Source organism: Colwellia sp. 20A7, from assembly GCF_009832865.1.
Classification (GTDB): domain Bacteria; phylum Pseudomonadota; class Gammaproteobacteria; order Enterobacterales; family Alteromonadaceae; genus Colwellia.
In genome coordinates, this window is the sequence record NZ_CP047130.1 from 2,845,814 (window position 1) to 2,866,312 (window position 20,499).

Sequence of the window (20,499 nt, forward strand, 5' to 3'; positions counted from 1 at the left end):
GTTGTTATATTTTACTAGGTCTTATTGATAAGGTTGTAGGGAGTAAATGCATCGGGCAATAACTCTGCTACCGTCCAGTGTTGCTGTTGATTCAAATGGTTAGCTGCCATAATTAAAGCATCTTGAGGAAAGAATTCAGCAATGACTTGTCGGCAAGCACCACAAGGCGGCGTTAGTATCTCTTGTTCGGTATAAACAACCAGAGCAGTGAACTCAACGGTTTTATTGCTTGTATTATGAATAACCCCTTGAGCAATACAATTACGTTCAGCGCAAACAGTTAACCCATAAGATGCATTTTCAACATTACAGCCTTGCACTATTTTAGTATCTGTCGTTAACGCTGCAGCACCTACTCTAAACTCACTATAAGGTGCATAAGCTTGCTGGTAAGCTTGCTTTGCATTGTCGACAAGGTTTTGCCAAACACTAGCATCAATATTGTTACTCATTAATTTACTCACTTTTTCTAGCTTAAGAATATTACTTGACCATACGGTCAAGTATTTAGTTATACTAACATCAATTATTAAATTTAGTAGTAAATATTTTTCTAAAAATATAATTAAAATAACTAAAAGTTAGACATAAAAAAACCGTGCGATAAAGCACGGTTTTTAAGGTTACGCTTTTATAAATTAATCATTAGAAATCGTAACTAACACCAATACGAATTTCCCATAATGACGCATCAGTTTGTCTACTTTCACTACTAGGAGAAGTAAACTTATTATATGAATATTGACCATCATCAGTAATTGAAGCTTCTACAGCACCTTGTAAGAAGTTACCTTCTTTAAGTACACCCCAATCATCATTTAACAAGTTACCAAAGTTTTCTATTACTAGGTATGCACTTGCTTTATGATCTTCAGTGAAACCAGGGATTTCTTGCTCAACACGAACATCAAACTTAGTCCACCAACCACCATCAAGGCTATTACGCTCAATAATTCCACCGCGAGTTAGACCTTCAGAAGCAATAAAGTTGTTAAATGCATCTAAATCAAAATCAGCACCGTAAATTACTTTACTGTCACTTTCAGTAGGTACATATAATAACTGACGACTTGAATCATTATAACCAAATCCATCTGAATCATTAGAGAAGTTATAGTCATAACCATGAGTTTGCATCGCTTGACCGAACAAACTAAAGTTTGTATCTAAGCCATCAAAGAATTCATGAGAGTAATTTACATTTAATGTAAATCTATGTGGAACTTCGTAATTCGACGTTGCAACACCTGGAGATTGCGGATCTGCAGTTGCAATGCCATGGTAGTTAGAAAACGCAACAGAACTAGTCATTGGGTGAACATCTTTAGCTTCTGTGAATGCATAAGATGCTGTCATTGACACGCCATTTTCATATTCTTTACTAACAGCGAAAGATACAACAGTTGTTTCGCCATCTTGACCACTAACATTCGTTAAGTAGAAATCGTTATCAAAACCACGAGAGCTTTCATAGATACGTCTGCCATCAGGAGCTATATCAGTTACTACTGCTGCTAAATCATTTACAATCGCAGAGTTTTCTTTATCAGTAAATAAGTAATCTGCTGTAATTACATATTCTGACTCAGTCACATAAGTAAGGCCTAATGAATATTTCCATTCTGAAGGAATTTCAAAATCAGGATCTGTTGAGTTAGTGCTTGAATCTGCAGTTCCTGTGCTCACATTGTTAATTTGGTCAACAGGAATGTCGTATCCTGGTTGCCCAGTGCCATCATAAGCAATAGCATCAGGACCCAAAATATATGCATCTCGAACAGAACTATCTTGAATATTACGAACACCATCATTTGAATAACTATTAGAAATCCAAACGTTTGGATTACCACCAGAATAAAGACCAGCACCGGCACGAACTTCTAATTGATCATTAACGACCCAATTCAAACCTAAACGCGGTTGAAGTAAGTCAATACCATCTAAGTTTTGAGCATTTGAAAAACCATTACGTTCTTCAAAATTAGGATTATAGTTTGGTTTATCATCACTTGTGTACCAATCATAACGAAGGCCCGCAGTGATGGTAATATCATATGAATCTAGCTCAAACTTATCTTGAAAGTATAACGTATTTAATGCGTATTTAAATTCACCAGCCGCATCCGCAGGATTAAGTGAAGACGCATTACCGTAGTAAACATCATCAGCTAAACCATTTTCAAAGTCGGTAACATTATTAAAACGTGTTTCAGTTTGAGAATGCTGAACAAATAAATTAAATACGTCTAATTCTTCACGTTCGAAACCAAAATATAGCTCATGTTCATCAAGGTAATAAGTACCAGCAATTTTTAATGATAATGTATCGTAGTTCAATTCGTTCGACTGACGAGAATCATCAGGACCTAAATAAACATCAACATCTGAGCCAACGTTTTCAATTCTGAATTCACCAAAGCCACTCGATTCATCTAACGATGTTTGACGATTTTCTAATTTAGAATAACCTAAACGAAACTCAGTAGAAAAGTTATCTGTCCAATCTGAATATAAAGACGAAACATAATTCGTAAACTCTGCACCACGCTCATAAAAATGGTTAGATAATGATAATCGCGAAGAACCTTCGTCAGATTGACCAATTTCATAGCCATCATTGTAGTTATACACAAAGTTTAAACGATGTTGGTCATTGATGTTCCAATCTAACTTAACTAAGATTTTTTCATCATCAACTGGAATACTAGAAACCATAGAGCCTGGATCATAGTTATACTTATCTTTTGATATTTGAATAATGTTATCAATATCACTTTGTGAAATAGCGCCGTTATCAAATGCAGTATATTGCATGATTTGAGAGCCATCTAACTTTTCATAAGCAGCAAAGAAGAATAACTCGTCTTCAATTAATGGGAAGCCAACATTAAAGCCATAACGTTTTTCGTTATAACTACCTGTATCAATAGAATCACCTTCTAAACTATCACCTTTTAAAGAATCACTTGTGTAATCAACAAAAACACTACCGTGAAGCTCATTACCACCAGATTTAGTTACAGCATTAATATTACAAGAGGTGAAACCACCGTATTGAACATCAAAAGGAGCTAATTCAACAGAAACTTGATCAATTGCATCATATGAAAATGGAATACGAACTGTTGGATAACCATTGCCATTCAAACCAAAGTTATCATTCATACGAGCGCCATCAACAGTTAGACTGTTAAAGCGTGGGTTACCACCAGCACAAACAATTGCATTTGAGCTAGATTCATTAATATATACACGAGGATCAACACGAATAACATCTTTCAGGTCGCGATCGACACTTGGTGCTAGTTCAATATCTTTTAAATTAAAATTAGAAGCAGGACTAGTACTTCCATAATTATTATTAACTATTCGTCCAGTTATTTGAATAGTTTCCATTGATTCTTGTGCTTCTAATGAAACACTAACAGGGTAAGTTTCACCTAAAGTTAAAAATACATTTGATAGCTCAGTATCTTTAAAACTATTTGAATCAACAACAATACTGTATGGTCCGCCAACACGTAAACCCTTAGCAGAGAATTGACCTGATTCATTAACAACAGCTGTTTTCGTCGTTCCTGATGGAACGTGAGTAATCGTAATTTTAGTACCCGCAGCAGCATTGCCTTGAGGTCCTACAACTTGTCCTTTAATACCCGAAGAAGTTGTGTTTGCAACAACATCTGTTGAAATAACAGATGTTGACAAACCAAGCGCAACAACAAGGGCGCCCGCTATTCGAGAGATAGAGTGGGTTTTCATGTTAATATTCCTATGTGTTTTATGTATAAATTATTATTTTCTTCAGACTATATTAATCTAAAGTTTGTTTACCGTTTTATCTGACCTAAAGCAATGTAGTCAATTTAACCAAAGTTTCATTACATTTTTATTACATACCTGTATAAATTAACCCAATTTCACTAAAAAAAAAAGCGTTATAATAAAAAACAAACCAAAAGGTCAGCTTTTTGCTTTTTATAGACAATATCTATAGGATTAGCAGATTATTTAGCAATAAATAAATAGACCAATAGGACAAGAAAGTAAAAACTAACACAAATATAGTAACTAAAAAAACACGTATTATTGGTATTAATTATGGTAGATATAACCATAAAAATCCTCTTTAACTTCAGTGTAACCTCACTATGATTTAATGAAAAAATGGTTAATAATCACCAGTGAAAGTTATGTAATCTCTTATGAAAAATAGTCAATATTAGTTAAAAATCAAATAAAAATGAATAAAACTACTAAATCACAAAAAATACGAACGATCAGTACAGACAAAATACTGAACGCCGCTCAAGACGAATTTATATTACAAGGGTATAAAGGAGCGACTGTACAATCTATCGCAGATAATGCAGGTTTACCCAAAGCTAATGTTTTGTATTACTTTAAAAATAAAGAGAATATTTATCATGCTGTTTTAGAAAAAACACTCAATATGTGGGATGAAGGCATCGGAGATATTTTACTTGAAGATGGTCCTAAACTCGCTATAGAAAAGTTTATTAGAGCTAAGGTTACCATGTCTTTCAACAACCCAAAGGCGTCTAAAATTTATGCGATGGAAATTATCCAAGGTGCACAACACCTAAAAGATTTTGCCCGTACCTACCTTCGGCAATGGGTGAGAGAAAAAGCAAAAATATTTCAGCACTGGATTGATAACGGTGAGATGCACGCGGTAGATCCAGTCAATTTAATATTGCTCATTTGGTCATCAACCCAACACTATGCTGATTTTGATAATCAAATATTAACTATAATGAATCGAGCTGATTATGAGAGCGATGATATTGAACATGTTACAAACTTTCTGACAGATATAATTTTACGAGGCTGTAAATTAAAATGATAAAAAACTTTTTTAAGTTAAGTGGATTAGCCCTTTTTAGCGTTTTTCTATTAAGTACAACTATTTTGAGTAAAGCTATGGCAACAGATGACACACATATAAATAAAGAAGCTAAAACGAAACTACGTATTGCTACTTTCAATGTCAGTATGGAAGCATTCAACTATGCTAAACCTTCGCTAAATAGAACACCTAACGTAACAGGTGATGAGCTTACTCAAGCATTAAAGAATAACAACCAACAAATTAAAAACATTGCTGAAATAATTCAACGTGTTAACCCCGATATAATTTTATTAAATGAATTTGATCATGTGGATAAAAATCATGAAAACATTCTTTATTTTCTTCAAAATTATTTAGGTAAAGAGCAAAATAAACAAACCAGTATTGACTACCCTTATTTTTATCAAGGAACAGTTAATACTGGCGTCAAAGTAAACACAAACATCAACAATGATGATAAAAATAATCAACCAACCACGAATAACTTACATGGTTTTGGTTATTTTGAAGGCCATTATGGAATGGTTTTATTATCTAAATACCCTATTAATGAAAAAGCTATTAGAACATTCCAACACTTCAAATGGAGTGATATGCCAGGTGCTTTAAAACCGATTGATCCTAGTACTAAAAAATCTTGGTTTAGTGATGATGTATGGAGTAAATTAAGGTTGTCGTCAAAGTCACATTGGGATATCCCAGTAAATATTAATGGCAATACGGTACATATTTTAGCTAGTCATCCTACACCACCTGTGTTTGATGGCCCAGAAAATCGTAACGGCAAACGTAATCATGATGAAATACGTTTTTGGTTTGATTACATCAATAATACACAAGCCAGCTACATCTATGATGATAATGATAACAAAGGGGGATTATCACCTAATCAACCTTTTGTTATATTAGGCGACCAAAATGCATCAAGCGTTGAAGGTGATGCAATTAATTCAAGTATTAATGCCTTAATTACAAATGATAAATTACAAGACCCTATGCCAACAAGTTTAGGTGGAGAGTCACATCAAAGTGACAATGTAAACGCTCAATACCATACAGCATATTGGGGAATGCGAGCAGACTACGTTCTTCCTTCGGTACTTGGCTTTACAATTAAAGATTCTGGCGTATTTTGGCCACAAAAAAATGATGAGGCCTTTCGATTGATAAAAGATAGAAAAGCATCATCAGATCATAGACTTGTCTGGGTTGACCTTGACTTAACTAAATAATTTGTTTTAAACACAGGAAAGAACAATGAAACTATTTTTATCTGCTATTTCACTGTCATTACTTTGTGTGTCTTGTGCAAACACGACTCACATAAATGACAAAGTAGTAGCGCAAGAAACAATGAACACATTATCAACGGTTATGCCTACTAACTTACCAAAAAATATTATTATGGTAATTGGCGATGGTATGGGACCAGCTTACACAAGCGCTTACCGCTATTTCAGCGATAACCCAAAAACAACAGTTGTGGAAGAAACAGTATTTGATCGCCACCTTAAAGGTTTATCAAGTACCTACCCAGCTCCTGTTTCTGGCGTAGTCACTGACTCCGCAGCAAGTGCAACAGCATTATCGACCGGCGTAAAAAGTTACAACGGTGCTATAGGTGTTGATGTAAACAAAAAAGAAATACAAACAGTATTAGAATGGGCAAAATTACAAGGTAAAAAAACAGGTGTAGTTGTAACGTCCCAAATTAACCATGCTACACCAGCTTCATATCTGGCACACAATGAAAGCCGTAATAATTACAATGAAATTGCCGATAGCTATATAGACAATGGTATAAAAGCAGATCTTTACCTTGGTGGTGGCTGGAAATACTTCATCCGTGAAGACCGAAACTTAGTAAATGAGTTTAAAGATGCTGGTTTTCATTACCTTGATAATTACCAAGGCTTAGATAACTTTCCTAAAGATAAACCTGTACTAGGACTTTTTGGTGATGTTGGTTTACCTTGGGCATTAGACGATACAAATCAACACCGTTTATCAACAATGACTAAAGCAGGTATACATCATCTGCTTGATTTACAAAAAACAGATAATGCCCCAGATAATGGATTTTTTATGTTAATTGAAGGCAGCCAAATTGATTGGGCTGCTCATGGCAACAATATCGGTGACGCCATGGCTGAAATGGATGATTTAGCAAAAACAATCGAATATTTAGAACACTTTGTTGAGAATCACCCAGATACGCTTGTTGTAATAACAGCCGATCATAGCACTGGTGGTTTTACTATTGCTGCTAATGGAAAATATGAATGGAATGCAGAAAAACTTCGTACAATGAAACATTCCGTTAATTATATCGCAAAAGAATTAGCGACGAATAAAATTAGCCCTAGTAATACAACGTCATTATTCAATTTTGAACTATCTCAAGAAGAGCTTAGTTTACTGATCGATAGTAAAAACAACCCTAAAATCGATGAAAACATGTACCGAAGTAAAAGCATGCCTGACAGTGAAGTTTCTTTAAATAATAGTGTTAAAAAAGTAATGGATATGCGTAGTAACAGTGGTTGGACTACGGGTGGTCATACCGCTATAGATGTCCCTGTATTTTCTTTTGGACAACACAGTGAATTGTTTGATGGCTCGCAGGATAATACTGATATAGCTAAAAAAATATTTATGTTATTAGGTAAAAAGTAACTTAAAAAAGGCGAAAAAACTAAAAATGAATGATGAAGGTGGATGTTTAAAACCCACCTTGACCCTGTAACAATATCTGTGTAAGTACCATTTTTAAATATAGTCTGAAATACGGTCTTCGAATTCAATCATAAAACGATTCAAGGCCGATTTCCAATTCCTTATTGGCATAGTCCATTTTTTCGATGCTTGAGTAATGGCTAAGTAAATAACTTTCTTAGCTGAGTCATCGTTGGGAAATACCTTTCTGTTTTTAACCGCTTTGCGTATAACGCTGTTTAACGATTCTATCGCATTCGTTGTGTATATAGCCTTGCGGATATCATTCGGGTAAATGAATAAGGTATTGAGATTATCCCAATGACGTCGCCAGGAAGCTGATATGCTTGGGTATTTATCGTCCCAGCGTGCTGAGAATGCATCTAATGCCTTCAATGCTTGCTCTTCATTAATCGCTTGGTAAATTTTTTTAGGTCTTTGGTTACCGCTTTATAATCAGTATAAGGCACAAATTTCAGCGAATTCCTTACCATATGTACAATACATAACTGTATTTGAGTATTTTCAAAGGCGGTATTAATGGCATCAGGAAAGCCTTTTAAACCATCAACACAGGCAATAAGGATATCTTGAACGCCTCGGTTTTTGAGCTCGGTCAACACATTAAGCCAGAATTTAGCCCCTTCATTTTCAGAGAACCACATACCCAGTAAGTCCTTTTGCCCTGTGACATCAACGCCTAGCGCTAAATAAACCGCTTTGTTGATAACCTTATTATCTTCTCTGATTTTTAGACGGATACAGTCCATATAAACGATAGGATAAACAGGCTCTAACGGCCTTGTTTGCCATTCATCGACTTTTTCAATTACCGCATTGGTCACACGAGAAATTAAGGTGGGAGAGACTTCTGCGCCATAAAATTCATCAAACGAGTCGACGATATCGCGCGTCGTCATACCTTTGCCGTAAAGGTATAAAATCTTGTCGTCCATAGAGGTGAATCGTGTTTGATTTTTCTTTACGAGGAGCGGCTCGAAGCTACCATCACGGTCACGTGGTGTATTTAGCTCAAACTCTCCGTCCTCGGTTTTAACTTTTTTAGCGCTAAACCCGTTACGGTTGTTGGGCGTACTCGTTTTTTCATGTTTAGCGTAACCAAGGTGGTCGTCTAATTCGGCATTTAGTGCCGCTTCAACAGTAACCTTGGTTAGCATAGCTCTGAATTTATCTAAATCTTCGCCTGTTTTAATACTTTTTGCGGCTTCTTTTGCAAAAGCTTCAAGTTCTTTATGGTTCATGTGTTTTACCTTTCTTTGATACCACTAGGGTAACTGATGAAAGGTACTTACACAAAATCTGTTACAGGCTCCCCACCTTCCGCATTTTATTTTACTTTAACTTTTCATTAAAACGTTCAAAACCTTGTTCTAAATCTGCAATTAAATCATCCACATCTTCTAAACCAATGTGTAAACGGATTAACGGAAATTTAGCTGTCCACTTGGTTGCACTACGAATTGAATCAACACTGGTAATACCTAAAATAAGTGATTCAAATCCTCCCCAAGAATACCCCATTTTAAAATGTGATAAACCATCAAGAAACGCCGTCAGTGCTTCTCTATTGCCACAATTTAAGGTAAAAGAAAATAAGCCATTAGAGCCGGTAAAATCACGTTTAAAAAATTCATGTCCTGGGCAAGATTCAAAAGCAGGATGTAAAATAGTATCTACCTCTGGTCTTTCTTTTAACCAATTAGCCACAGTTAATGCACTTTTTTGATGTTGCTTCAAACGTACACCAATCGTTCTGATACCGCGTAGAGCAAGGTACAGATCATCAGGCGATGTGCACTGACCCATTAAATAACTATTGTCACGTAATTGTGGCCAATATTTTTCTGTTGCTGTTGCTGTACCCAACATAACGTCAGAATGCCCAACAATATATTTAGTGGCTGCTTGTATACTAATGTCCACGCCAAAATCAAACGGTTTAAAGTTAATGCCGGCAGCCCAAGTATTATCAAGCATGACAATACAGTTATGCTGGTGTGCTATTTTTGCAATGGTTGGTACGTCTTGTACTTCCATCGTAATTGAACCGGGAGATTCTAAGAAAACAATTCTTGTGTTTAGTTTAATTAGCGCTTCAATACCAGCACCAATAAGCGGATCATAATACGTTGTTTCGACCCCCATTTTAGCCAAAATTTTATCGCAATAATCGCGCGTTGGTTCATAGGCGCTATCAACCATTAAAATATGATCGCCACTTTCTACAAATGAGATAATTGCATTAGTTATCGCTGCGGTACCTGAAGGATACAATGCACAACCAGCACCGCCTTCCAATTCGGTCATGGCATCACTAAAAGCAAACGCTGTTGTTGTACCTCTTCTACCATATACCATGGTTTGATTATTGCGATTCTTTAAAGCATTATTCATTTCAGCAACAGTTTCAAACACAACAGTTGAAGCCCTTGTAACACTTGGATTAACTACACCATTTGTCCATTTTGCTTTGCGACCTGCAGTAACAATTCTAGTATCTTGTTTCATTTAAATCTGACCTTTAGGTTTAATTATTTAAAATAGCTATCTAGCCATCTAAACTTACTTATATTTATACAGGGAAATGAAAAATAATTCACCTGTTATCTGTTAAGTTTTAAAACTGATAGCTAATAAGTGATAACTGAAATAGATATCTAGAACAATTCATTAGAATAATAGTTAATAATAAAAGTATTGAGACAAGTTTTAGATTGCTTGTATCTTGTTATGATTGACACAAAACAGCATCCGCCTTATTACTTGTCTTTAATTTCAATTTATTATTTTCTTCATTTAAAATAATATTATCTGCAGTTAACTCATCTAATTGGTTCTGTAACTGAATCATATTACTCATACTTACTGTTTTTTCCTGCTTGTATTGTTTTTCTCTTTCTAATGATTCTGCTAGCTTTAGTTGAACACTTTCTAATGTTGTCATTAGTTGTTTAATGTTCATTTCATTTTCATTCTTAGCGCTATTACCATTTTGTAACAGGGTAAATTCTTCACTGTTATCATCATCTGCTAAGACTTGTGTTAAATAATCAAATCCGTAGATAATAAGTGTTAGCATTATCGTTAAAAATAAAACAACTAAATATTGATTTGAACTGACAGATTCAAAAGCAGTTTGCAGTCTTACGTTTAATCCGCCACTGGTCATCACCAGTGAAATAATAAACTCATTATGCCAAACAAACCAAATGACAATATAGGTTATAAGAAACCGAAAAGATGGCTTTAAATTCAGAATAACTCTGAGAAACGATTTTGTTTTATCCGACAACATAAAATTCCTTTTTATATACTTAATATGAACTCTTAAACCGAGCTCAGGTTAGTTATTACTGATTTGCATAAATGTTCATTAAATCATGCCAGTTTTAAAATAGACAAGCAACCAGAATGCACCTAAGTAACTTGCTTAGTAAAGAAGGGCTTAAAATAATAATTGCAGCATAAGGAAGACAGAGTACACAAGTTATAAAATGAAATAACGACTGAAAAATCAAATCAGCATAAGATAACAAACAACAGTCAACTAAAATAAATTAATTTGTTTACTAACAATGACATCGAAGGATTTACCTAAAAAAGGTAACACATCATCAGCTATTGGCTTAATCTGTTTATCAATATAATGCTCATAATCTAAATTTCCTTTCGATAGCTCTATTGGCATGACACCATTTAAGGTCATAACATATTCAATAATACTTCTTCTTCTATATTTAGGTGACTGACCTGAATCTATTAAGGCTTTATTAGCAATTAAACATGCCTTGATATGAGGTGGTGTATTAACATAATCGTTAAGATCTCTTCTTATTTTTTTCATATAGACTAGGTTCTTATCGTGCTTACCTGCCCTTATTTCACTCAATATAGTACAGATGTATTCTTCTATTGGTAGACCATCAAATACAAGTCTGAACAATTCTTGCTGGAATACTTTACTCACTTGAGTCCAGTCACTTCTAACGGTTTCTAACCCTTTAAAAATTAATTTCCCATCACTTAAACCAACATACCTTTTTTTAGTGCCAACCTTCTGTCCTTTCGTCGCTTCCTGCCCTCGAATTGTTGGCATTAAAAATTTGGTGAAGTGTGTTTCAAACTCAATTTCTAAATCACAAGGCAAGTCAAAAACTTCTTTTATATAATGTTGCCACTTTTCATTAATAAAGCCCTGTAAATCTCGTCCTAGTTTTTTACATTCATCAACAGTTTTATCATCACCAACATGCACAAAGATTGAATCGGTATCACCATAAATAACACGAAAACCTTTTTCTTCAATCCAATGTGTTGTCTTTTTTAAAATTTCATGGCTTCGTTTAGTAATAGAGCCCGAAAGCCTAGGATCAAAGAACCGGCAACCTGTTGAACCTAAAACACCATAAAAACTGTTCATGATAATCTTAATTGCTTGTGATAATGCCGCATTCTTTTGTAGTTTCGCTTTATCTCTCTCTAACCAAAGTGAAGTGATAATATCGGGTAAGAAGTGTTTATCTCGTGAAAAATACGCACCATCGAACCCCTTAATCACTTTTTTATTTGGTTCAAGTGTTCTGGGATCAGCTTCCTTATTTATTGCGTTGTCATTTTCTACTTCAAGCAAACCTTCAACTAACCCCATAGGATCTATTTTAAAGCTGCGAATAATACTAGGATAAAGAGACTTAAAATCAAGCACTAACACATTGCTATAGAGGCCAGGTATCGAATCCATAACATAGCCACCTGGAGATATTAAACCAGAAACTCCGTCTCCCATATTGGGCGCGACATAACTACTACGATGAAGTTTAGGTAAATAAAGGTTAGTAAAAGCCGCAACAGAGCCACCTATTCTATCAATTGCGAGTCCGGTTAATTGCGCACGCAATTGGGCAAATTCTAACAATTGAGTTTTTTCAAATATTAGCCATACCAATCGGCAATCTTCAAGGTTGTAAGCAGCTAAAGCCGATTTATTATTTAAAAAATTATCTGTAATTTCATCAACTCTATTTTCAACATTATCAACTTTTTTTCCTATGCCTAATAACGTATTCGCAACGTTATCTAGGGAAAAACTAGGAAAGCTATAGGTTGCTGTTTTAAGTAAATCAATACCGTCAAGCACAACTCTACCGGCGATTTCAATAAACTGCTGATCAGTATTGTTACTGTTAGTTCGCCAGCGAGGTACACTGCCATCACGTCCAATAGAAAGTTTCAGTTGATGAAGGTCACAACGCTTTTGTAATAAACGAAAGTCAAAATTAATCACATTCCAACCAATAAAAATATCAGCATCAATAATGTCTATTTGTTTAATGAGCTCAATGAGTAACTGTTTTTCATTGGCAACCCAAATAATATAATATTCAGCATCAAGCTGAGGCTCACCTATCATTAATACGCGTTTAAATTCTTCATTATTATTAGCATAAAGGCCGATTGAATAAAGCTCTCCAGCCATAGAACATTCAATATCAAGTGATAACATACTCAAGTTGATTGCTACCGGGTGTGCTGATTTTTTACACTTAACTTGAGAGGGATTAAGAAAGGTATTATTCGTTTGGTCAGTATTCGACTTACTGCTAGACAAAAAATCAATATCAGCAGTAATAAAGCGCTCCATTAAATAACGATCATCAGGGCGTATATCATCTTCATAGCATTTTATTTTATTAGCTTTAAGACATTCTCGTGCGCGATAAAACTGCGATAAATTAGCAAAGTAAAAACCATGCACATACTGTTGACCAAACGTTTTTAGTGCTAACGGTTTTTGTTTAACAAGGGCAATGCCTTGTTGTTGCAATATGGTCTCGGCGTGACTCGCTTGTGGTTGCTCAACAAAAAAAACGGCTAATTCATTATTAATAACAAGTTTTTTGGCACCTTTCTCGGTTTTTAACCACAATGTGATCTGTAAATCGTTGCCTTTGTCTTGCACTTGCCGACTGAGTATAAAGCCTTGTTGAATTTGTTGTGGTACATTAGTTTGCATATTTTTTAAAATTAAATAGAGAGAAAAAACAAAGCCTGTTAATATATACAGCAGTGTACTTTATAATCTTACCTTTGGAAACTGCGTTAAATGCTAACTGACAAGTTAAAACTTCTAATCCGTCAATCATATAAAGCAATTGGTGAGAATTTAAGTAACTTTAATCCTCGAAAACAACAAACTTTTCTGATTGCTGAAATAGCAAAAACCTTAGCCGGTGAATACAGTAAAGATAGAAAAATTATCACTATAGAGGCAGGCACAGGCACGGGTAAATCTCTTGCCTATAGTTTAGGTGCAATTCCACTTGCTTTAGCGAGCGACAAAAAAGTTTGTATTTCTACTGCAACCGTAGCATTACAAGAGCAATTAGTTGATAAAGATTTACCTTTTTTAAAGAAATATGCCGGATTAAAATTTGATTTTGCCTTAGTTAAAGGCCGACAACGTTATGTATGCAGACAAAAGCTAACACAAGCTGTCGCTACTGATTCACCACAAGCAGGTTTTACTTTTGCTGAAAAACCACAAGCGAGCGATATTCGTACATTAAATGCTATGCATAAGGCATTAACTGACGGCTCTTGGCACGGTGACATAGATTCATGGAAAAGCCCTATCCCGCACCATATTTGGTCTCAAGTACAAAGTGATAAACATAGTTGTTTAAAAACGTTATCAGAACATCATCACTGCCCATTTCATAAGGCTCGAGAAACTATGGAACAGGCACACGTGCTAGTCGTCAATCATAGTTTATTATTAGCAGATCTTGAATTAGGTGGCGGTAGAATATTATCAACGCCCGATGAAACCTTTTATATTATTGATGAAGCACACCATTTACCTAAAGTAACCCGAGACCATTCAAGTGCAAGTGTTACCTTACGCGGCGCCATTGATTGGCTAACTAAGTTAAGAGAAACGGGTGATAAAATGGCAAAGTTGATTAAATCTCAACGTGCTATTTCTCCGGCATTAAAACTCAGTGATGATTGCCAGGATTTATTGATTGAAATGCAAAAAGTACTCACGTTTGTCGATAGTAATGCTAAAACTTACTTTATTGATAATAGTGCAACTGACAATAGCAACAATTTCAAAAACAATGATGAAAAAGTGTATCGTTTCGACAACGGTATTATCCCTCAAGTTCTCAAAAATTGGGCAGAAGACTGTAATGAACTGAGTAAAAAATCTCTAAGCCATTTGAATAAACTATATAACGCCTTAATTGAAGCGGTAAAAGATGGTGATTGCCAAATGTATCTTGCTGAGCCTGTTTTAAGTGAGGCTGGCTTTATGATGCAACGGTTAGAAAACTTGCAATCGCTTTGGTATATGTATGCAAAAACAGACAGTGATAAAGCTGCGCCAATGGCAAGGTGGATTCAACTTCAAGACCCCGCTAAAGCTAGCGCCCGACAAGACTATTTACTGTGCGCTTCGCCAATAGAAGTCGGATTCACGTTAGAAGATAAACTATGGAGTCAATGTGAAGGTGCTGTATTATGCTCAGCGACATTACTTGCCTTAAATTCTTTTGATAACTTTCGTTTTCAAGCTGGTTTAAGAAACGATGATGGCAGTCAGTATCAACAGGTAACGTCACCGTTTGATTATCAAAACAATGCTCAACTTGTTGTTGCAAAAATGACGAACGAACCAAGTGCAATACAATTCACTGACGAATTAATAGAGAAACTGCCCAAATATTTACAGCAAGGTAGTGCCAGCTTAGTGCTATTTTCTTCCTATTGGCAAATGGAAAAAGTCGCACAAGCGCTAAGAGAAAAGAATAAACTCGATATTGCTGTACAGGGAGAGCATTCTCGCCAACATATTATTGAAAATCATAAAAAAAATTGTGATAACAATAAAACTAGCATTATTTTTGGCACACAAAGCTTCTCTGAAGGTTTAGATTTACCGGGGAATTACTTAAACAATTTAATTATCACTAAACTGCCTTTTTCTGTACCAACATCTCCGGTTGAACAAGCTCAAGCCGAATATATTACGGCAAAAGGAGGTAATCCTTTTATGTCATTATCAGTACCTGACACGTCTAAAAAACTTGTGCAAGCCTGTGGGCGATTATTGCGTAATGAAAAAGACGAAGGCGTAATCACCTTAATGGATAAACGGGTAGTAACTAAAAGATACGGAAAACAGTTACTTGACTCTTTACCGCCATTTGAACGTGTAATTGAAAAATAAAAAACACCAAAATAAAGATACTATTGAGCAGTATCTTTAGCTTCTTTATAATTAATTTTGGCATAAGTTAATGATAAAATACCAACCGTAACAATTACCGCAGTTAAATATAAAGCATCATTATAATTACCAAACTGCTTTATTAATGCAACTGAATATAATGGACCTAAAATTTGCCCTATTCCATAAGCAGATGTAATTGCTCCCATAATAAACACAGGATTTTTCTTAGAAAGTTGACCGCCAAAATTCATAAATAAAGACACTAATCCTATAAATGTAGCACCAAAAAGTAAGCCGCTAATAAGATTCATTACAATATTACTAGAAAGGGTTGGGATTATAATGCCGACAATTTGTAATAGCATAGCAACAATCATAATATTAATACTGCCAAAACGATGTGCTAAGCGCATCCATATAATGCATGATGGAACACCAGCAATACCTACCGCTAACCAGACATAACCACCATAACCGTCTAAACCCTCTAACGAGTTAACAATGTCAGGTAGAAAAGTTGCTTGTACAACCATACCAATACCTTCGGTAAAATAAGCCAATATTAAAATGATCACCATTGGAGAAAATAGCGACTTATCAAACTTATGCTTAACCACTTCATTGTTAGGCTGTTTATCAAACCGTAAAACATAAGCTGAATAACACGATAAAAATGCTCCTAATATCGCTAAGATGATCCATGCATCTTTCCAATTTCCGCCAGCATAAAACACGCCCCTCATAACAAGATCAGTAATGAGTATTGAAAAGCCTAAACCACTAAAGTGTATCCCCATCGCTTTGGTTTTATTTACCGACTTTAGCTTTAACATGACAACAGCCGATCCTACTACCAAGGCCATTGCTGCACCAAACCCAGCAAATAATCTTGCAATAAACCATATTGTACTATTGTCAGTAACGCCTAAAATAAAAGAGGATATGACACAAATAAACAGTCCAAACCTGAAGTATTTAACTTTAGAATGAATATCTTTAATAAAAACAGAGAAAATAGAGCCAGTTAAATAGCCTACATAGTTGATGGAAGCCAGCACGCCAGCATAGGCAATACTAATACTATCTTCTAACATTGCAGGTAACAGCGAAGTAAACACAAAACGAGCCACACCAACGCCTACAATTAGCGCAAATATACCTGCTAATAAAATAGCACTGTTACTCTCTCGGTTAAATTTAAGCATACTTTCCCATACATTGTTTTATTTACGGTATATTGCAGTCTATAACCAATTGAGTTAAATAAAGAAATCACTAAGAATGATAAGCGGTATATAAAATACAGATTTAATCGATAAATTAGATAAGCGAGATAAAATAGTTAACACATTTCAATTAACGTATTCCACTGATGAATTTGTATCTTTCTGGTTTATTTTTAGATTGTTGCAGTAAATTAATATTATTGACAACACTTTCCTCGATTCTTCGATAATTAACTTTCTACGAAGAAGGATAACAACTATAAATTCACCTAAAATTTAACGTGATTTAACGTGATTTAACGTGGAAAGAAAATTTAACGTGATTTAACGTGGACACCCATCTTTATTTATAAACAAAATTAAAGCAGGCGAAAGATAAAAAGCGCTAGGGGTGGGCCAATAGTTCAAAACTAACATAGCGGGCTATATTAGTTTTGAAGGCCAATGATACTAACTTACTTACGCGATCAACGTCACTGGTTATTGGTTATTGGTTTTAAACAAGCAATATTTGTTTAAGACTCTTTATTGCAACGACGCAATGTCAAACCTATTAACCCTAATGCAAAAATAGTCAGTGTTGTTGGCTCTGTTACCGCTTGTAACGGCTTAGGACTGCTCCATACAGCGTAAGTTGAGGAATTAGAATTACCGGTATTTAAACCTACACCCACTGTAAAAGGACTCGTTGTATCCCAATTAGGATTGCTATTATTTAATGCCATTACGCCAAAGAGTGTGTTAGTTGTATTACTTTTGTATGGCGTGATTACAAAACAATCATTGTAGGTGTTACTACTGCAACCAAAAGTTAAATCAGGTAACGAATCAAATAAACCATCAACTGAATCTACAAAGACATCATTTAATAATGCCAATGATGCGACTTTACTTTCTTCTGCGGTTTGCCAGAAAAAATCGCTCTGTTCATCACATCCGCTAAACAAGTCAGGACAAGTGCCATCAACAAAGCTTACATCATAAAGCTCACCGTTGATGTTTATATTAGAGGCACCTAATAGCTTGCCACTGGTCAGATCTATATTCAACATGAGCGACGCATTGGCCAAGTTAAATAAACTGCAGGCCGATACCAGCAAAGATAATATCATTACTTTAAAATATACTTTTTTCATTTTATTTTTTCCTTATAAATTTAACTCAATTTAACTTGGATGAATTTAACTTAGGCTAAACTTATGAAGTAATTACTATATTTAGCACTAACGGTAGTGCTTAGATGCTTATTTTCTGACGAGATACCAATAACATTATACCGAATGCTAAAATGGCAAATGTTGATGGTTCAGGTACCTCGTGTATTATCGGATCAGAGATTGAATCATCAATAATCTCAACCCAATTAGGAGAGCTACCAAAATCTTTTGATCCACGTACCAAGCCACCACTACCGCCACCGCCACTACCGCCAACAGTGTCAGCTGCAGTGTCTCTGCAGTTTATACTGCCGGTTATTGCACCAAATACACAACCTGTTTCCCATGCGGTTACTAACGGATCACTAAAACTGAGCGATTCAAAGAAAAACTTCCCTGCTGTAATTTCAAAATCATTGTTGACAAGCGTACCTGAAAGACTATCAATACTATTAATATCAGTAACTGAAAACCCACTAAATAAATCGGTATCGAAGTATTCGAAAGAAACAAAATTAGTGAGTAAAATGGTATCACCCCAAGTATAATCGACTAACTCTAATATCGCCTCAGCGCTTCCATATGAACCATCAGCGTTTGCATAGCAATCTTGGCATTGCCCAGTGAAATAATATGAGGTGATAATTCCGGCATTAGCAAATGGCACAATAATCATGAGTATGATTACGGCAAAAATTTTACTCAAATAACTTTTAATATTTTTCATGGAAACTCTCTTTTAATGATTAATTAATTTTTTAATTGTAATCATTATCCTCAAATATTTTATTTAGTCCTTACGCTTTCCTTACCATTATCAATAAATCATATAGTCGTTTGATATATAGACTAATATTAAATAAAAAAATTAAAAGTTTGTCGTGCTCTGAATGCGTTTTTTAAATTTTTTCGTTATTTAATCTTCTGAAACGAAGGGACTTACGAGAGTAATTAATCTAAAACTCAACCACAAAGAAGTGCTCGGCAAGCACATTGGGTTGTAGTGGCATAGTTAATATGGGATATCAAGTAAACCAATGTGTTATTTTCTAGTGGTAGTCATCAACAAAATCCTTTTTTTGATAAGTTCTCTATGAAGTGGCATAGTTAATTTGGCCTCCTACTTAGCGATGTTGTGATGCATTTCATATCAACACAGTCACCCTTTTATATTTATGTTAACAACTTAAATAACTCACTTTTACTGCCAATATTCAGTTTTTGATAAATGCGGTAAAGGTGGTTTGACACCGTTGATGGAGAAAGCCCTAACTCTTTTGCTGCTTCTTTAAACGTTAATCCTTTCGCGAGTATTTGTACAACTTCATGTTCCCTAATCGATAAACTATCTAAAGGGCCTTGTGGCCAAATTTCAACAATGATTAAATCATTAAAGGGTTGGAGTTCAACTTGCAGTCCATCTACCGCATAACTTTTTCTAGCTAGATCTAAAGCAAAAGGTAATTTCAGTAAACTGCTCTCCAATTCAGTTTTGTTAGCATAATTCTCTTCAAGTAAATCAATAAAGCTACTTTGTACTTGATGAAAGTAACCTTGTTTATCACAAATCGCTTTATGACTATTAGAATGTAATTTACTGTTAGTTATTGTCGTTTGGTTATCATCAGTACGTGCAAGTTGTAAGAAAAGTGCATGTCTCGCTGCGGTGAGTAAATGATATAGCGCTTGTTTTTGTATTTGTTTATCTTGATCAGAAAAAGGCTTGTTACGCTTAAATCGATATAAGCTTAACAACGTAAATAACCCTGTTCGGTCATCAAGGTGAATTGATGATAAAACTCTTTCTATATTGTGTGGTTTGAAGCAAGTTAGATAAATTTCAGAACGATAAAAGTCTTCATCAGCCATTAAATCACGCATATCTATTGGTGAGCCTAAATTCTCAAACAGACTATTTACCAGAGGGTTTATTGACAAATTATCAAGTAAACACTGCGCTAATGATTCAGGTACATTTATCAAGGTATGATTATGAAAACGAACCGTTTGTTGATGTCCGTTACTCCAAATAGCTCCGTCAAAACTAATTAAGTGTTGTAGCTTTGATAATGCCCAATCACGATATTCAGATAAATCAATTTTACTGGTGCCTAAATAAAGATCACTAATAAACCGGTTCAATTTATCTTGTTCAATAATAACAGTCACAAGTAAAGAGCCTGATACACGTTAGCGATTTTTTTATCGAGTCGATTCATTGGGTAATTTTTACTATAGCGTTAAAAAAATGACGAGCTATGATAATGCTAT

General features: G+C 35.0%; 13 protein-coding genes and 1 pseudogene. 4 read left to right on the plus strand and 10 right to left on the minus strand.

The genetic code is table 11. The annotated features are described in order from the left end of the window. Nucleotides 1-14: 14 nt before the first annotated feature. Nucleotides 15-572, minus strand: coding sequence for a cytidine deaminase (locus tag GQS55_RS12345; protein WP_328698899.1), 558 nt, complete (start codon nucleotides 570-572; stop codon nucleotides 15-17). A gap of 73 nt (nucleotides 573-645) precedes the next feature. Beyond that, nucleotides 646-3,762, minus strand: a complete 3,117-nt coding sequence (locus tag GQS55_RS12350) for a TonB-dependent receptor (RefSeq protein WP_159820808.1) — start codon at nucleotides 3,760-3,762, stop codon at nucleotides 646-648. A gap of 481 nt (nucleotides 3,763-4,243) precedes the next feature. On the opposite strand from GQS55_RS12350, the gene GQS55_RS12355 reads away from it, so the two are divergent. The 3 genes from GQS55_RS12355 to GQS55_RS12365 all read left to right on the plus strand — a co-directional run bounded on the left by GQS55_RS12355 (nucleotide 4,244) and on the right by GQS55_RS12365 (nucleotide 7,549). Further along, nucleotides 4,244-4,867, plus strand: coding sequence for a TetR/AcrR family transcriptional regulator (locus tag GQS55_RS12355; RefSeq protein WP_159820809.1), 624 nt, complete (start codon nucleotides 4,244-4,246; stop codon nucleotides 4,865-4,867). A 77-nt stretch (nucleotides 4,868-4,944) separates the two neighbouring features. Then, a complete protein-coding gene (locus tag GQS55_RS12360; protein WP_159822816.1) occupies nucleotides 4,945-6,105 on the plus strand; it encodes an endonuclease/exonuclease/phosphatase family protein in 1,161 nt (386 codons plus the stop codon). Between the two features lie 25 nt (nucleotides 6,106-6,130). Further along, a complete protein-coding gene (locus tag GQS55_RS12365; protein WP_159820810.1) occupies nucleotides 6,131-7,549 on the plus strand; it encodes an alkaline phosphatase in 1,419 nt (472 codons plus the stop codon). 93 nt (nucleotides 7,550-7,642) lie between these two features. Here GQS55_RS12365 and GQS55_RS12370 read toward each other — a convergent pair. The 4 genes and pseudogenes from GQS55_RS12370 to GQS55_RS12385 form a co-directional block, all read right to left on the minus strand. Next, nucleotides 7,643-8,850, minus strand: a pseudogene (locus GQS55_RS12370) (IS256 family transposase). A 91-nt stretch (nucleotides 8,851-8,941) separates the two neighbouring features. Beyond that, nucleotides 8,942-10,117, minus strand: a complete 1,176-nt coding sequence (locus GQS55_RS12375) for a cystathionine beta-lyase (RefSeq protein ID WP_159820811.1) — start codon at nucleotides 10,115-10,117, stop codon at nucleotides 8,942-8,944. A gap of 220 nt (nucleotides 10,118-10,337) precedes the next feature. Continuing rightward, on the minus strand, nucleotides 10,338-10,904 hold the full coding sequence (locus GQS55_RS12380) for a hypothetical protein (protein WP_159820812.1): 567 nt from the start codon (nucleotides 10,902-10,904) through the stop codon (nucleotides 10,338-10,340). Between the two features lie 252 nt (nucleotides 10,905-11,156). Next, the gene (locus GQS55_RS12385; RefSeq protein WP_159820813.1) at nucleotides 11,157-13,622 is read right to left on the minus strand and encodes a DNA polymerase II; all 2,466 of its coding nucleotides are present in this window, start codon (nucleotides 13,620-13,622) and stop codon (nucleotides 11,157-11,159) included. Between the two features lie 90 nt (nucleotides 13,623-13,712). Here GQS55_RS12385 and dinG point away from each other — a divergent pair, with 90 nt between their 5' ends. Next, nucleotides 13,713-15,842 (plus strand): ATP-dependent DNA helicase DinG, encoded by a 2,130-nt coding sequence (gene dinG, locus GQS55_RS12390; RefSeq protein ID WP_159820814.1) that lies wholly within the window; start codon nucleotides 13,713-13,715, stop codon nucleotides 15,840-15,842. A gap of 20 nt (nucleotides 15,843-15,862) precedes the next feature. Here dinG and GQS55_RS12395 read toward each other — a convergent pair whose 3' ends face one another. From GQS55_RS12395 to GQS55_RS12410, 4 genes are all read right to left on the minus strand, one after another. Next, complete coding sequence (locus GQS55_RS12395) at nucleotides 15,863-17,050, minus strand: YbfB/YjiJ family MFS transporter (protein WP_159820815.1); 1,188 nt, start codon at nucleotides 17,048-17,050, stop codon at nucleotides 15,863-15,865. A 536-nt stretch (nucleotides 17,051-17,586) separates the two neighbouring features. Continuing rightward, nucleotides 17,587-18,207: a PEP-CTERM sorting domain-containing protein gene (locus tag GQS55_RS12400; protein ID WP_159820816.1), complete on the minus strand. Its 621-nt coding sequence runs from the start codon at nucleotides 18,205-18,207 to the stop codon at nucleotides 17,587-17,589. A gap of 100 nt (nucleotides 18,208-18,307) precedes the next feature. Then, nucleotides 18,308-18,955, minus strand: a complete 648-nt coding sequence (locus tag GQS55_RS12405) for a PEP-CTERM sorting domain-containing protein (RefSeq protein ID WP_159820817.1) — start codon at nucleotides 18,953-18,955, stop codon at nucleotides 18,308-18,310. Between the two features lie 446 nt (nucleotides 18,956-19,401). After that, nucleotides 19,402-20,397 (minus strand): helix-turn-helix domain-containing protein, encoded by a 996-nt coding sequence (locus GQS55_RS12410; protein ID WP_159820818.1) that lies wholly within the window; start codon nucleotides 20,395-20,397, stop codon nucleotides 19,402-19,404. Nucleotides 20,398-20,499 lie beyond the last annotated feature (102 nt).

Bases quoted from the DNA above. Each gene is read 5' to 3' on its own strand.
- GQS55_RS12355 (WP_159820809.1), top strand. From the start codon at position 4,244: ATGAATAAAACTACTAAATCACAAAAAATACGAACGATCAGTACAGAC.
- GQS55_RS12405 (WP_159820817.1), bottom strand. From the start codon at position 18,955: ATGAAAAATATTAAAAGTTATTTGAGTAAAATTTTTGCCGTAATCATA.
- GQS55_RS12400 (WP_159820816.1), bottom strand. From the start codon at position 18,207: ATGAAAAAAGTATATTTTAAAGTAATGATATTATCTTTGCTGGTATCG.
- GQS55_RS12365 (WP_159820810.1), top strand. From the start codon at position 6,131: ATGAAACTATTTTTATCTGCTATTTCACTGTCATTACTTTGTGTGTCT.
- dinG (WP_159820814.1), top strand. From the start codon at position 13,713: ATGCTAACTGACAAGTTAAAACTTCTAATCCGTCAATCATATAAAGCA.
- GQS55_RS12380 (WP_159820812.1), bottom strand. From the start codon at position 10,904: ATGTTGTCGGATAAAACAAAATCGTTTCTCAGAGTTATTCTGAATTTA.
- GQS55_RS12395 (WP_159820815.1), bottom strand. From the start codon at position 17,050: ATGCTTAAATTTAACCGAGAGAGTAACAGTGCTATTTTATTAGCAGGT.
- GQS55_RS12375 (WP_159820811.1), bottom strand. From the start codon at position 10,117: ATGAAACAAGATACTAGAATTGTTACTGCAGGTCGCAAAGCAAAATGG.
- GQS55_RS12350 (WP_159820808.1), bottom strand. From the start codon at position 3,762: ATGAAAACCCACTCTATCTCTCGAATAGCGGGCGCCCTTGTTGTTGCG.
- GQS55_RS12360 (WP_159822816.1), top strand. From the start codon at position 4,945: ATGGCAACAGATGACACACATATAAATAAAGAAGCTAAAACGAAACTA.
- GQS55_RS12385 (WP_159820813.1), bottom strand. From the start codon at position 13,622: ATGCAAACTAATGTACCACAACAAATTCAACAAGGCTTTATACTCAGT.